At 44.0% G+C, this 14,555-nt stretch carries 8 protein-coding genes; 2 read left to right on the top strand and 6 right to left on the bottom strand.

Translation table 11 applies throughout. The features are described from left to right. Positions 1-71: 71 nt before the first annotated feature. Positions 72-1,490, bottom strand: coding sequence for an adenosylhomocysteinase (gene ahcY, locus BF9343_RS20745; protein ID WP_005781763.1), 1,419 nt, complete (start codon positions 1,488-1,490; stop codon positions 72-74). A 186-nt stretch (positions 1,491-1,676) separates the two neighbouring features. Here ahcY and BF9343_RS20740 point away from each other — a divergent pair, with 186 nt between their 5' ends. Further along, positions 1,677-3,245 carry a sensor histidine kinase gene (locus tag BF9343_RS20740; protein ID WP_005791952.1) on the top strand — a complete coding sequence of 523 codons (1,569 nt, stop codon included), beginning with the start codon at positions 1,677-1,679 and terminating at the stop codon, positions 3,243-3,245. 55 nt (positions 3,246-3,300) lie between these two features. Here the strand turns inward: BF9343_RS20740 and BF9343_RS20735 are convergent, their stop codons facing one another. The 3 genes from BF9343_RS20735 to rpsO form a co-directional block, all read right to left on the bottom strand. Continuing rightward, positions 3,301-4,950: an AMP-binding protein gene (locus BF9343_RS20735; protein ID WP_010993785.1), complete on the bottom strand. Its 1,650-nt coding sequence runs from the start codon at positions 4,948-4,950 to the stop codon at positions 3,301-3,303. A gap of 36 nt (positions 4,951-4,986) precedes the next feature. After that, the gene (locus BF9343_RS20730) at positions 4,987-5,562 is read right to left on the bottom strand and encodes a helix-turn-helix domain-containing protein (protein WP_005781772.1); all 576 of its coding nucleotides are present in this window, start codon (positions 5,560-5,562) and stop codon (positions 4,987-4,989) included. Between the two features lie 158 nt (positions 5,563-5,720). Then, positions 5,721-5,990 (bottom strand): 30S ribosomal protein S15, encoded by a 270-nt coding sequence (gene rpsO / locus BF9343_RS20725; protein WP_005791955.1) that lies wholly within the window; start codon positions 5,988-5,990, stop codon positions 5,721-5,723. Between the two features lie 155 nt (positions 5,991-6,145). On the opposite strand from rpsO, the gene typA reads away from it, so the two are divergent. Continuing rightward, a complete protein-coding gene (gene typA, locus BF9343_RS20720) occupies positions 6,146-7,945 on the top strand; it encodes a translational GTPase TypA (RefSeq protein WP_010993784.1) in 1,800 nt (599 codons plus the stop codon). Positions 7,946-8,176: 231 nt separating this feature from the next. Here typA and BF9343_RS20715 read toward each other — a convergent pair whose 3' ends face one another. Together BF9343_RS20715 and BF9343_RS20710 are read right to left on the bottom strand one after the other, a co-directional pair. After that, positions 8,177-10,204, bottom strand: a complete 2,028-nt coding sequence (locus BF9343_RS20715; protein ID WP_005797378.1) for a RagB/SusD family nutrient uptake outer membrane protein — start codon at positions 10,202-10,204, stop codon at positions 8,177-8,179. A 14-nt stretch (positions 10,205-10,218) separates the two neighbouring features. Continuing rightward, on the bottom strand, positions 10,219-13,479 hold the full coding sequence (locus tag BF9343_RS20710) for a SusC/RagA family TonB-linked outer membrane protein (RefSeq protein ID WP_005791958.1): 3,261 nt from the start codon (positions 13,477-13,479) through the stop codon (positions 10,219-10,221). Positions 13,480-14,555 lie beyond the last annotated feature (1,076 nt).

The raw sequence follows: 14,555 nt of genomic DNA, 5'->3' as shown, positions 1-14,555 counted from the left end.
ACGATTTACTATCCTGAAGTGAGAAAAAGTAATTTCAGTCGTTATTCGTAAATCGTCCAATCGTAACTTTTTTAATATCTGTAATGATCCGCTTTGTAAGGACCGTCAACAGACACACCGATGTAGGCAGCCTGCTCCGGAGTCAACTTGGTCAGCTTCACACCAATTTTTTCAAGGTGTAGGCGGGCTACTTCTTCATCCAGATGTTTAGGTAAACGATATACATTGATATCGTATTTCTTGTTGAACAACTCGATTTGGGCCAATGTCTGATTGGTAAATGAATTACTCATTACGAATGACGGGTGGCCTGTGGCACATCCCAGGTTTACCAACCGACCGTCTGCCAACAGAATGATACTGTGACCGTCAGGGAAATAATAGCGGTCTACCTGTGGCTTGATATTGACACGTTTGATACCCGGATAATGTTTCAGTGCATCTACCTGGATTTCATTGTCAAAATGGCCGATGTTGCAAACGATAGCCTGATCTTTCATTTGTTCCATGTGATCGATACGGATGATATCGATATTACCGGTAGTAGTAACAAAGATGTTACCTTCTTTGCAGGCGTCTTCCATTGTTACTACTTCAAAACCTTCCATGGCAGCCTGCAGTGCACAGATAGGATCGACCTCTGTAACCAGCACCCGGGCTCCGTAGGAACGCATAGAGTGTGAACAGCCTTTACCTACATCGCCATAACCGCATACCACAACTACTTTGCCGGCAATCATTACGTCTGTGGCACGTTTGATGCCGTCTGCCAATGATTCGCGGCAACCATACAGGTTGTCGAATTTGGATTTGGTAACCGAGTCGTTTACGTTGAAGGCAGGGAACAACAACTTGCCTTCTTCCTGCATCTGGTATAGGCGATGCACGCCGGTCGTTGTCTCTTCCGAAACTCCGCGCACTTCAGCCGCTACCCGGTGCCAGCGTTCTTTGTCTTCTGCCAGCACTTTTTTCAGTATAGCATTCAATTCTATTTCGTCTTCGGCATGTACTTCTTTGTCCAATACAGCAGCATTGTTTTCTGCTTCGTAACCTACATGGATCATCATAGTGGCATCCCCGCCATCGTCGACAATCACTGTCGGTCCTTTGCCTCCCTCAAAGTTCAGGGCCTGCAAGGTACACCACCAATAGTCTGCCAATGTTTCTCCTTTCCAGGCAAATACGGCAACACCTGAAGCTGCGATAGCTGCTGCAGCATGATCTTGAGTTGAATATATATTGCAAGAGCACCAACGCACTTCAGCTCCCAGGGCTACCAGTGTTTCGATCAGGACGGCAGTCTGGATAGTCATGTGCAGTGATCCCATGATACGGGCACCTTTCAATGGTTTGGATTCTCCATATTTTTCGCGAAGAGCCATAAGGCCGGGCATCTCTTTTTCTGCCAAGTCGATTTCCTTGCGACCGAAGTCGGCAAGCGTGATGTCTGCCACTTTGTAGGGCAGGGTAGAGAATAATTCTGTGGACATAAATGTAAATTGTTTAAAATATAAAGTGGTGCAAAGATAGAACATTCTGAGTAGTAGGGCAAAAGCTATCGACTTTTTTAATCAATAATAACTTCGATTTGTAGGATATTTTTTGGATATATGTATTATATTTGCAAGTAATGTGATGCTATATACAACAAAACAGATTTAAATAGACTCAAATCCATGGGACATTACGAGCATAAAACGAAAGAGGAACTACTGGAAATTGTATGTAAATTGGAAAAGAAGGTGGAAGGCCTCTCTTCCGAACTCGACTCTCTGAAAAAAGGGCGATTCCGTGAACGGTACAGTACTCGGATTTTAGATGCATTGCCTGATATGCTGACTGTTTTTGACCATAATGCGAACATTGTGGAGTTGGCTTCATCTCCTACAACAAATCATGTGGAAGGTACCACCTCCGATAGTATTATTAATTCAAATGTAAAAGATATTGTTCCCGAAGAAGCGTATGAAAGTGTTCGTCACAACATGGATAAAGTCATCCATACCGGTAAGAGTTCGACAGCTGAACATTCATTAATGCTGGACGGGGTACTCCATCATTATGAAAATCGTATTTTTCCGCTGGATGATCAGTATTTGTTATGTATGTGTCGCGATGTCTCGCAGGAGACTGAGATGGCTAAGATCAATGAGACCCAGCGAAGTGAGATTGTACGTCTCAATTCGTTGATGAATGACATTTTGAACAATATTCCCGTCTATTTATTTGTGAAGGATACCGGAAATGATTTTCGTTATCTTTATTGGAATAAAGCTTTTGCCGAGCATTCCGGAATCTCTGTCCAGAGGGCTGTCGGTAGTACGGATGCAGATATATTCCCGGACAAGAAAGATGCCGAACATTTCCGGGAAGACGATTTGAAGGTGATGAAGTTGGGACGTATTGAATATCTGGAGAATTATACAACTATGAGCGGTGAGGTCCGTACGGTCACTACAATGAAAACAGTTGTCCCTTCGGGAGGTCAGCATCCTTATATTATCGGAGTATCGTGGGATGTAACCGAAATCAAGAAGACGGAAAAGGAGCTTATAGCTGCCCGGATTAAGGCAGAAGAGGCCGACCGGATGAAATCTTCGTTTTTGGCTAATATGAGCCACGAAATCCGTACTCCTCTGAATGCGATTGTAGGTTTTTCCAAACTGATTATTGAAGCGGACAATGAGTGTGAAAAGCGACAGTATGCCGATATTGTGGAACACAACTCGACTGTTCTGTTGAATCTCTTTAATGATATTCTTGATCTTTCGGCACTTGAAGCCGGTTCCTTGGAGCTTTCTTATCACCCGGTGAGGCTGAAAGATATCTGTTTACAGTTATATGAATTGCATGTGAAATCGGTTAAGCCGGAAGTTCGGCTTGTGCTGGACGAGGTAGATTCGCAACTTTGCATACAAGGAGACTGGGAACGTATTTCTCAGGTTTTGGTTAATCTGATTACCAATGCCATTAAATTTACTTCTGTCGGAGAAATTCATTTTGGATTTCAGAAGAAGGCGGATATGGTACAGTTTTACATGTCTGATACGGGGAAAGGTATTCCGGCAGAAAGGGTGGCCACCATCTTTCAGCGTTTCGGAAAAATAGATGATTTTGTGCAAGGGACAGGATTGGGACTGACTATCTGCCGGATGCTTGTCGAAAAGATGGGCGGGCGTATCTGGGTACGTTCCAAACAGGGAGAAGGAACTGTTTTCTATTTTACTCTGCCTATGGCAAAATAGTGACAGTGATAAGTGATTAGCGTCAGACGCTAATCACTTATCATGCATATCTGCTTTATATAATCTGGATACCTTGCTCCTCACAGAGCTTCAGTCCTAAATCCTTCAGTTTGAATTTTTGTATCTTACCGCTCCCGGTCATGGGAAATTCGTCAATGAAGAAAATGTATTTAGGGATTTTGTAGCGGGAGATTTTATTCCGGCAGAAGTCTTGTACGTCCGAAGCCTGCATGGTTACTCCTTCGTGCAAAATGATGAAAGCCCCTACTGCCTCTCCATATTTTTTAGATGGGATGCCCGATACCTGTACGTCCTTCACTCCGTCGAGCTTATAGAGGAATTCCTCTATCTCACGGGGATAGATATTCTCTCCACCACGGATGATCATATCTTTGATACGTCCTGTGATACGATAATTCCCATCTTCGTCCTTGATTCCCAAGTCTCCTGAGTGTAGGAAATTGTTTTTGTCTATCACTTCAGCCGTAGCTTGTGGATTCTTGTAATATCCTTTCATGGTGTTATATCCCCGGTTGCACATTTCCCCCTGTACGCCGACCGGGCATTCTTCACCAGTTTCAGGATCGAGCACTTTTACCTCCGTAAATTCAAAGTCACGCCCTACGGTGTTACAACGTACGTCAAACGGATCGTCAATGCGTGTAGCAGTCATTCCGGGGGCTGCTTCTGTCAGTCCGTATACACTGGTAACCTTCATATACATTTTCTCTTCCACTTGCTTCATCAATTCTACCGGGCAGAGTGAGCCGGCCATGATACCGGTGCGGAGGCTCGACATATCGAACATATCGAACATCGGATGGTTCAGTTCGGCAATAAACATAGTGGGTACTCCATAAAGTGCTGTACATCTCTCTTTATGGATAGAGGCTAATACGATCAGCGGGTCAAAACGTTCCACCATCACTTGAGTACAACCATGAGTCAGACAGTTCATGGTGGCCAGCACTACACCGAAGCAGTGGAACAATGGAACACAACAGCAGAGTTTATCATTGCCCGTGAATTTCATGTGTTCTCCGGTCAGGAAACCATTATTGCTGATATTGTAATGTGTCAGCATAACCCCTTTGGGAAATCCGGTTGTTCCTGATGTATATTGCATGTTTACCACATCGTGGCAATCGACCTGCGACTTGAGTTCGTTGAGCTCGGTGTCTTCTATGTTATCGCCTAGCAACAGGATCTCCTGTGTGTTGTACATTCCGCGATGTTTCTCCTGTCCTACGTAGATTACGTTCTTCATATAAGGAAAACGCTCGCTTTTCAGATGTCCTCGTTCGCAGGTTTTCAGTTCCGGAAGCATGGTGTAGGTCATCTGTACAAAGTCGCTGTCTTTTTCGCCGTTGACAATGCAGAGCGTATGCATATCCGAGTTCTCGCACAAGTATTCCAGTTCGGCTTGTTTATAGTTGGTGTTTACCGTTACGTAGACTGCACCTATCTTTGCGCAGGCATATAATAAGGTAAGCCAGTCCGGTACGTTTGCTGCCCAGATTCCGACGTGGGTACCTCTTTCCACTCCGATGGCAATCAATCCTTTCGCCATATCGTCTACCCGCTTGTTGAATTGCTTCCAGGTGAAGCGCAAGTTGCGGTCGGAGTATACAATATATTCTTTGTCCGGTGTTGTTTCGGCCCAATGTTCAAGCCATTGTCCGAGTGTTCTTTCGTATAGTTGCATGTTTTTAGTAATGTGTAGAGCGATCATTGCTGATCATTAAATAGGTGTATAGATTACTGCCAGGATTTTAGCGGCTTGTCCTTCATAAGCATGAACGTGATGGGGGACGATGGAATCATAGTAGATACTGTCACCTTCTTCGAGCAGGTAAGTGCTTTTTCCGTAACTGATTTCCATGACACCTTCCATGACCATGATGAATTCTTCTCCTTCGTGAGAAGAAAGTACAAAATCACTGTCTTGTGTAGGGGCTACATCGATGATGAACGGCTCCATATGGCGGTCGGCTTTTGACTTGGACAGTGAATGATACTGCATGTGTTTGCGCGAATGGATGGCGTTGTTTGAGAAGCTGATCGTGTCTGTAGCTTCCATCTTGCGTGAGACTACCGGACCTGTTTCGTCCTGGTCGTCGAGGAAAGTGCCCAGACGTACGCCCAATACGCGGGCTATTTTGATAAGTGGAGCCAATGAAGGCAAGTCAATATTGTTTTCGATACGTTCTATTTGTTCAATGGCCAATCCTGAGCGTTCGGCAAGTTCTTCTATTGAGATTCCTTTGTTCTCACGGAGTGATTTAATTTTTTCTCCTACGATTTTGCTTGTATCCATAATGTTGAATGTATTTTCCCGGTAAAAGGTTATAATTTAATTCGTTTTGCTGCAAAATTAATGAAATTTTATATCCAAGCAAGGGAGAAAGATAAAAAATAAAAGCCGTTTCCTCCATAGAGAGGAAACGGCTTTTAAATTTTGTTCGCAGTAAGTGATTACTTACGCAAGCCGAGCTCTTTGATGATATCACGATATCTGGTGATATCTTTTGCTTTCAGGTAGTCGAGCAAAGCACGACGTTTACCTACCAACATAGTCAAAGCTCTTTCTGTACTATAATCTTTTCTGTTGAGCTTCATGTGCTCAGTCAGGTGAGTAATACGGTATGAAAACAAAGCTATCTGGGCCTCAGCTGAGCCAGTATCAGTGTTAGACTTTCCGTACTTACTGAAGATTTCTTGCTTTTTAGCAGCGTCTAAATACATAATTAATAAAATTATTGATCTATAAAATGTTTCTTTGAGCGTGCAAAGATAGGCATTATCTTTTATCCCACAATGAATTGCAGGAAATATTTTCTATAGTATCCCTTTTTTCTAATCCAATTTTTGTACCTTTGTCGCCAAATAATAGGTATTATATGCAAAATATTCGAAACATTGCAATTATTGCCCATGTTGACCATGGGAAAACGACTCTCGTCGATAAAATGCTTTTAGCCGGAAACTTGTTTCGCGGCAACCAAACAAGCGGAGAATTAATTCTGGATAACAACGACTTGGAGCGTGAACGAGGGATAACGATCCTCTCTAAAAACGTTTCTATCAATTACAACGGAACTAAGATTAATATTATTGATACTCCGGGACACAGCGACTTCGGTGGCGAAGTAGAGCGTGTGCTCAACATGGCCGACGGATGCATTCTGTTGGTTGATGCTTTTGAAGGCCCGATGCCGCAAACGCGCTTTGTGCTGCAGAAAGCTTTGGAAATCGGATTGAAACCGATTGTTGTTATTAATAAGGTAGACAAACCGAACTGTCGTCCGGACGAAGTACACGAGATGGTCTTCGACCTGATGTTCAGCCTGGATGCTACCGAAGAGCAACTTGATTTTCCGACAATCTATGGTTCGGCCAAGAATAACTGGATGAGTACGGACTGGAAAGAGCAGACGGACAGTATTGTGCCTTTGCTGGATTGTATTGTAGAGAACATTCCTGCTCCGGAGCAATTGGAGGGTACTCCTCAGATGCTGATCACTTCACTTGACTATTCTTCATATACAGGCCGTATTGCTGTAGGGCGTGTTCATCGTGGTACACTGAAAGAAGGCATGAACGTGTCTTTGGCTAAGCGTGACGGCAGCATTGTGAAATCTAAGATTAAAGAGGTTCATGTATTCGAAGGGCTGGGTCGTGTGAAGACGACTGAGGTCTCTTCGGGAGATATTTGCGCTTTGGTAGGTATTGACGGATTCGAGATCGGAGATACGATCTGTGATTATGAAACTCCGGAAGCATTGCCACCTATTGCTATCGATGAACCGACTATGAGTATGCTGTTTGCCATCAACGACTCTCCGTTCTATGGTAAAGATGGTAAATTTGTAACTTCACGTCATATCCATGATCGCCTGACCAAGGAATTGGATAAGAATCTGGCTTTGCGCGTACGTAAGAGCGAAGAAGACGGTAAATGGGTTGTATCAGGCCGTGGTGTGCTTCACCTTTCTGTCTTGATCGAAACCATGCGTCGCGAAGGTTACGAGTTACAGGTCGGACAGCCGCAAGTAATCTATAAAGAAATAGATGGAGTAAAATGTGAACCGATTGAGGAGCTTACGATTAACGTACCTGAAGAATATTCAAGTAAGATCATCGATATGGTAACCCGCCGTAAAGGTGAGATGACTATGATGGAGAATACCGGTGAACGCATCAACCTTGAATTTGATATGCCTTCGCGTGGTATCATCGGTCTTCGTACGAATGTTCTGACGGCTTCGGCAGGTGAGGCTATCATGGCACACCGCTTTAAGGAATATCAGCCGTTCAAAGGAGACATAGAACGTCGTACCAATGGTTCGATTATCGCTATGGAGAGTGGTACTGCATTTGCTTATGCTATCGACAAATTGCAGGATCGTGGTAAATTCTTTATTTTCCCTCAGGAAGAGGTGTATGCAGGTCAGGTAGTGGGTGAGCATGCTCACGAAAAAGATTTGGTTGTAAATGTGACTAAGTCGAAGAAGTTGACTAATATGCGTGCTTCCGGTTCTGACGAGAAAGCCCGTTTGATTCCTCCTGTACAGTTCTCTCTTGAAGAGGCCTTGGAATACATTAAGGAAGACGAATATGTAGAAGTTACTCCGAAAGCAATGCGTATGCGTAAGGTTATTCTGGATGAAACTGAACGTAAACGCGCCAATAAGAGCTAATATTTGCGGATATCTATCTAACGAAAGGCTGTGTAATTTGGCACAGCCTTTTCTGTTTATATATGCTTTTTTTTCCTATATAATAATATAAAAAAGGACATCCTCACGGATGCCCTTTTCCCAATTTTCCTTTTTCAAATTTGTGTAGCTGCTATAAATCTCTTACCACAACAACTTTATTATATACTAAAAATCAATACTTTTTATATTTTAGTTCCTATTGGAAAACTATTATTCGATAGCAGGTTCGCTTGTTTTGCTTGGCCAGTATGGATTCTGGTAAAGCACAGAATTGTTGACTGAACGGTCCGGAGACAAAAGCTCCATTTGCCGTATCGGCACCGGATACAAGTAGTATGCCTTAGCGAATGTATAACCGTCAAATACAGCGTTGTTTGCTTTGACGATTGAGTACGGACGTACATATTTACCCAATTCTTTGGCTGACATATTGGCCGTTGAGCTACCGTCTGATACAATTTTGTATTTGGGCTCGCCTTTGTCATTCTTCATTGCCACATAGTCATCATAAGCTTCATCCCAGAAGTTGAATCCTTCCGGAATATATTTGGTTGTGAGCAACTGATCCATAGCTCTCCAACGCATCAGGTCGTCCCAACGCATACCCTCGCCGATGAATTCGCAACGACGTTCGCGGCGGATATTGAATAAAGTTGCGTCTACCAATGTAGAACCGGAGTATTTTGCCCAGTCTACTTCCTTGCTCATATCCGTATTGCGGATGGTCTTTTCGTAGTCTGTGTCCACTCCGCCACGTTTGCGGATAGCGGTCCAGTATTGGGCTGCTTTTCCGTCGACCTTACCGTTTCTCAGGTAATATGCCTCCAGATAGTTAAGGTAAGCTTCCACACCACGATAGATGATGCATCCTGTGGTCGACTGGTCGGAACCGGAGATGATCTGGTCTTTCTTATAAGTCAGGCATTTGCGGATGCGATATCCCGTCAAGTCTCTGACTTCCTGCAATTCAAAGAGAGCAGGTTCGCCGAACTCGGGCATAGTGCCGTCACCATCGGCTCTCGGAGCCTGTTTGTCTTTCTCACCGAATAAGAAAAGTTGCAGGCGCTGGTCACGTCCTTCCTTTTCTTCCTGAATTCTGCTGTCACCTTTAAATCCGCTGTTGCTGGCATACCAGGGCAATCCGTTCTCCATCAGGAAAGTCTGTACATAGCTTCTCAACATTCCATTGTTTCCACCTGAATAAATATAGTTGGGAGCACCGTGGCTGATGTTGATACTTCCCGAACGAAGATAATCTTTCCAGAAAAGAACTTCGGAATAACCACTCATGTCTTCGGCAGAGAACATTTCAAAGTAAGGATTCCAACCGGAATATTCGCTGTCGCTGAGCGGATTGAATACCCCTGTGTTTTCAGTCAGTGTGATAGCGTCCGCTACTTGTGAGGCTGCATCCATACACTGGTCGAGGAAGAAGTTGATTTCGGCTGTTACATCAAGTGAGAAATTCGGATGTACGCTCTTTCCCGGCCATGTTTCGTCACCCGGCACGCGGCCTGTTCCCTGATGATATTTCTCAAATGTAGCTTCGTATAATGCCACACGTGATTTGATCAGCAATGCACATTGCTTGTTCAGGCGATTGTTGTTCATGAAGCCTTGGTTTTTCATTAACCCGATGGCTTTGTCGAGATCTTCGAGAATGAAGCGGGCCACTTTATTGCGTGGCTGACGTACACTCTTTTCAATCAGTATCGCTTCATCATCCGGAAGTACCTCAGTGATGATAGGATAATCTCCGTATTTACGTAGCTGGTTGTAATATATCAAGGCACGCATGAAATACATTTCACCGATGTAGTGTTTGAGATCATCTTCTGCCCCCGAAATTTTTCCGGCTTCATATTTAGGCAGCACCTGTTCGAAAAAGTAGTTGCAATAACGGGCCAGTGACAATCCGTTGGACCAGTTGTCATTGTTTGAAGGTACTTTCCAGATTCCTTTTTCATAGTAGGTAGAGTTATAACCACCCACTACCATGTTGTCTGTACCGCCATCATTGTTTACCGTACCGGCATTCCATCCGCTATGTGTTGAGAACATAGAGTTGTATTTTGAAATGGTATATGCTGCCAGGTGGTCTGCAGTCTGGAAATACTCTTGCGGGGTGACCTGATCCAGCGGCTCTCTGTCCAGAAAGTCGTTGCACGAAGTCAGAGCTATGGATGCTCCCGCTACGAGGCAAGCCTGCGCCACGATATATTTCATTTTAATTTTCATAATCTTGGTGTTTTTTAGAAGTTAACATTTAAACCGACTGAAATGACTCTCTGCAACGGATACAGTTTACCGTTGTTCGCATCATATGTACTTCCGATTGCTTCCGGGTCGAAGATGCCTGTGATATCAGAGAAAGTAAGCAGGTTGTCTCCGGATACATAGACACGTACAGACGACATACCTGCTTTTTCTGTCCATGTTTTAGGCAAAGTATAGCCTATCTGGATATTTTTCAGACGGCAATAAGCTGCATTCTGCAAATAACGGCTCTGTACATTCGTATTCTTACCGCCGTTTCTTGCTACACGTGGGTAGTAAGCATTGGTGTTTGCTCCCAGAGGGTCACCTTCCGGACGCCAGAAGTCCCAATGTTCCTTGAAGCCGGCAGCCTGCCATTGTCCAAGACCGGTTGATCCCCAGAAGTACGGGCCCTGCAGCCAATAGTCACGTTTACCGATGCCCTGGAAGAATGCGCGGAAGTCGATTCCTTTCCAGCTTGCATCGATAGTCAGACCGTAGTTAAAGCGCGGTGTACTGTTACCCAAGATAACGCGGTCACCTGTATCTCCCAGCTTATTGCTTCCTGTGCTGATCTTGCCATCACCGTCGAGGTCGGCATACATGATGTCGCCTGCTCCCCATTTACTACCCAAGGCCGATTGGTCTACTTTTGCCAGATGGGCGTCCATTTCTTCCTGGCTTTGTGCGATACCGATTGTCTTGTATCCCCAGATATTATTGAGTTTCTGGCCTTTGTAATAAGTACCGATGTTGTAGTCTTCATTCGGATATTTCAGGATTTTCTGCTGAGAATCAGACAGAACGAATTTCACGCCATAAGAGAAATCCCGGATACGGTCTCTCCAACCCAGTTCAAGTTCAAAACCGTAGGACTTCATATCCGCATTATTGATCTTTGGCACTCCTGTACCCAGAGATGCTGCTAATTCGGGAGCCGGACCGATCATATCGTAAGTATAACGAACGAAGTAGTCGAACGAACCGGTCAAGCGGTTGTTAAACAATCCCCAGTCCAAACCGACATCCCATGTTTCGATGGTTTCCCATGTTTTCTTCATGCTGACAATGCCCGGATTGTTGGCATAGTTGGGTAATGCTCCGTTCAGCAACCAACCATAGTTGGAGCCTGTCGGCATAGTCTGATAGAAAGGATACCATGCGTCTTTGGTATCTGTATTACCTAATTGTCCCCAAGAAGCGCGGAGTTTCAATGTACCGATACTGCATTTTTCGGCGATTCTTTCAAAGAATGGTTCTTGTGCAACGTTCCATCCGGCAGAGAATGAAGGGAAGAATCCCCAGCGTTTGTCACCTATAAAACGTGACGAACCGTCGTAACGTCCGTTAGCTTCCACCATGTATCGGTCTTTATAATTGTAGTTGATACGTCCGAAGAAACCGGCTACGGCATTGTGGGCATATCCTCCCCATGCTTTCGGGTCTTCGGTGGCTGTGTTGATGGTAGGCACCGAACTTGAAATCAGTGTGCTCTTTTGAGCCTGGACATAACGGGTTTTATAAAGCTCACTGTTGAAACCGGCCATAACTTTGAAGTAGTGTCCGCTGTCAAACTGTTTAAAGTAGTCCGAGTAGATGTTGGTCGTGTAGTAGTTTTCTTTATATGAATACTCGTTTACCTGAGAGAGGCCGAGTGCGCCGCCGTTCCATGAAATCAGGTACGGTTCGTTATCTGCGTTGTATGCATATACCGGCAATACATCCCAATGTTCGTTCGTGTTCGTTGTGCGTAAACTACCTTCCACATTGATTCTCCAGTTTTTGATGGGTTCGAAAATGAACTGTAGCTGTTGCGTGTTCAGGTCTTTCTGATTGATCTGTTTTCCACCGTTTTCCAACTGTTCGATTTCCATGCCGTCTACCGGATGTCCGTTCGGGTCGTAAGCCGGGTTGGTCGGCCAGCGACGGGCGATGTTATGGAAGAAGAGACCTGTCAGATAGGACGGACGGTCAAAGTCTTCGCGTGTCCATTTGGTTGAGTAAGTGACAGTGAACCAGTCAGCAATCTGGCTTGTGATTTTACCGTTCATCGTATAGCGTTGGAAATTATCGCTACCATGGCGAAGCAGACCGTTCTGATCGAGGAAGCTTCCGCTGATGGTATACTGCGTTTTCTCCGAACCTCCACTGATGCTCAGGCTGTGCTCTTGTGACGGAACCCAGTCATTATAGAATTCTTTGAACCAGTCGGTGTTGGCATTAGCACCGCCATAAGCCTGCCATTTACGGGTTTGTTCGTTCATGGTCATTGTCTCTTTCAGGGTTCCGGCTTGGTAGGCAAGAATACGGTCGAGCGCTTCTTGGCTGAATGGGCCTGAGTCACCGGCATTTTCGGCTGCACGGTTAAAGTAGAGTGCGAATTGATAAGAGTCCATCATTTCCGGAACACAAAGCGCATCGGAGAAACGTACGTTACCGTTATAGCTGACTTTTGCTTTGCCGCTCTTACCACTCTTGGTTGTAACGAGGATTACACCGAATGCGGCACGGGCACCATAGATAGAAGCAGAGGCTGCATCCTTCAGTACGGATACATTTTCGATGTCGTTCGGGTTAACCGAGTTCAGGTCACCTTCGATGCCATCGATCAAAATAAGGGGAGAAGATCCGGAGCCGTCGCCAATGGTACCGGCACCACGGATATTGATACTCATTGAGCTATCCAGTGCACCGCCGGAGTTACCTACCGAGAGGTTCAGACCCGGTACTACACCCTGCAATGCCTGTGATACATTTTGTACCGGACGGGCTTCGAGTACTTCGGAGTTTACCATACCGACAGCACCGGTTACGTTCACCTTCTTTTGTGAACCATAACCCACGATAACAACTTCATCCAGTACCTCGGCGTCTTCTTTCATCGTAATGTGGAGAGCTGTACCTTCTGCTTTGACTGTAACGGTTTTATAGCCAATGTAGGAGATCTCGAGTGTAGCACCTTTGGGTGCATCGATAGAGAATTTTCCCTCCAGGTCAGTGATGGTACCCATAGTGGCATTGTCTTTCACTTTGACGGATACGCCGATCATGGCTTCTCCGTTCTGGTCCAGTACCGTACCTGTTGTTTTCACTTTCTGCTGCTGTACGGAGGCGATTTCGTGTTTTTCGTAAGTATCGGCTGCCGCTTGCTGAGGTGTAGCACACCATAGCATGATAGAAGCAGCGATTGCCATTTTCAGGCGATTTGTTTCTCGAAACCGGATTAGGTTCGGAAACAGGTTAGTTTTTTCTGTCATACACTAAATTGTTCGGTTAAACATTAATTTGATAGTTTGTTTTAGGATTCCGGATTTTATTTTGTTTCCGGAATAAGGTTTGTAAAGGATTCGTTTTTTCTACTTCATAAGCATAATTATTAGAGGTTACTGTATGTATGTCATTCTTTTCTTGCTCCTTTCTGAACCATGCTGATTTGTTTATTAAATTTGTTTGTCCAAAGGTGATTAAGTTCTCACGGAACTTGGAAAAAAGTGATAAATCGGCTTTTATATAACTTCGAACCTTCTGATTCGTCCTTTTTCTTTATTATTTCACCTGTACGGGTAGTCGTATTGGTCCGGGAAGCTGATTATGTTAAATGATACAGGAACTACTAAGTCCCGCTGATTAACCTTTTGCAAATAGAGAGAGGCTTATTTTTCTACCACCTTCCTCTGAGGCGGCACGTTTTATTCATTATCTGCTGCTTTTTAATAAAATAGTGGTGCAAAGAGCAGTGATAAAGAAAATTATTATTATAAATTCTTGCATATTATTAAAAGTTATCGCATCTTTGCCGAGAGATATTGTGATTTTATAAACACAAGTTAGCCTAAGTTAACAAAAAAGTATTAATACAAGAACAGGCCAAAGGTTAAGACACATTTGCAGAAACACTTGAATAACGATAAGTTCCGTGAGAACTATACCCCACTTTTATTCCACTCATAATATATAGGTGAGCATTATTTAATATTAATAATGAGCACCTCTTTCCTGAGAAGAATTTTTTGTCTTTTTGTTTTGAGGCTTTACATTAAGGTTTTGTCTTTTCGTTCCGGTTTTCTATCCGGTTCTGTTTAATAGTGTTTATATTTAGGAATGTTGGAGTTGAGAAATACCAAAATGTTAAATAGGATACTTTTTGGATTTTACAATAAAGATAGTAGAACGTTAGTAGTAAGATCCGGATGGCAGTAACATTAGGTTTGGATATCTCTGTATGATGAATATACTTCTCCAGATGGAGTGAACTCTGTGTAATAAAGCAAAAATATCCCCGGAAAAAATACTTTTCTTCCGGGGATATTTTTATTTGATAGAATTATAATAA

The organism is Bacteroides fragilis NCTC 9343, from assembly GCF_000025985.1.
Classification (GTDB): domain Bacteria; phylum Bacteroidota; class Bacteroidia; order Bacteroidales; family Bacteroidaceae; genus Bacteroides; species Bacteroides fragilis.
The sequence above is the reverse complement of the archived record's forward strand: the minus strand, read 5'-3'. Positions and strand labels throughout refer to the sequence as shown.

Excerpts from the sequence above, each read along its gene's own strand:
- BF9343_RS20715 (WP_005797378.1), bottom strand. The coding sequence starts at position 10,204 with ATGAAAATTAAAATGAAATATATCGTGGCGCAGGCTTGCCTCGTAGCG.
- BF9343_RS20730 (WP_005781772.1), bottom strand. The coding sequence starts at position 5,562 with ATGGATACAAGCAAAATCGTAGGAGAAAAAATTAAATCACTCCGTGAG.
- rpsO (WP_005791955.1), bottom strand. The coding sequence starts at position 5,990 with ATGTATTTAGACGCTGCTAAAAAGCAAGAAATCTTCAGTAAGTACGGA.
- BF9343_RS20735 (WP_010993785.1), bottom strand. The coding sequence starts at position 4,950 with ATGCAACTATACGAAAGAACACTCGGACAATGGCTTGAACATTGGGCC.
- ahcY (WP_005781763.1), bottom strand. The coding sequence starts at position 1,490 with ATGTCCACAGAATTATTCTCTACCCTGCCCTACAAAGTGGCAGACATC.
- BF9343_RS20710 (WP_005791958.1), bottom strand. The coding sequence starts at position 13,479 with ATGACAGAAAAAACTAACCTGTTTCCGAACCTAATCCGGTTTCGAGAA.
- typA (WP_010993784.1), top strand. The coding sequence starts at position 6,146 with ATGCAAAATATTCGAAACATTGCAATTATTGCCCATGTTGACCATGGG.
- BF9343_RS20740 (WP_005791952.1), top strand. The coding sequence starts at position 1,677 with ATGGGACATTACGAGCATAAAACGAAAGAGGAACTACTGGAAATTGTA.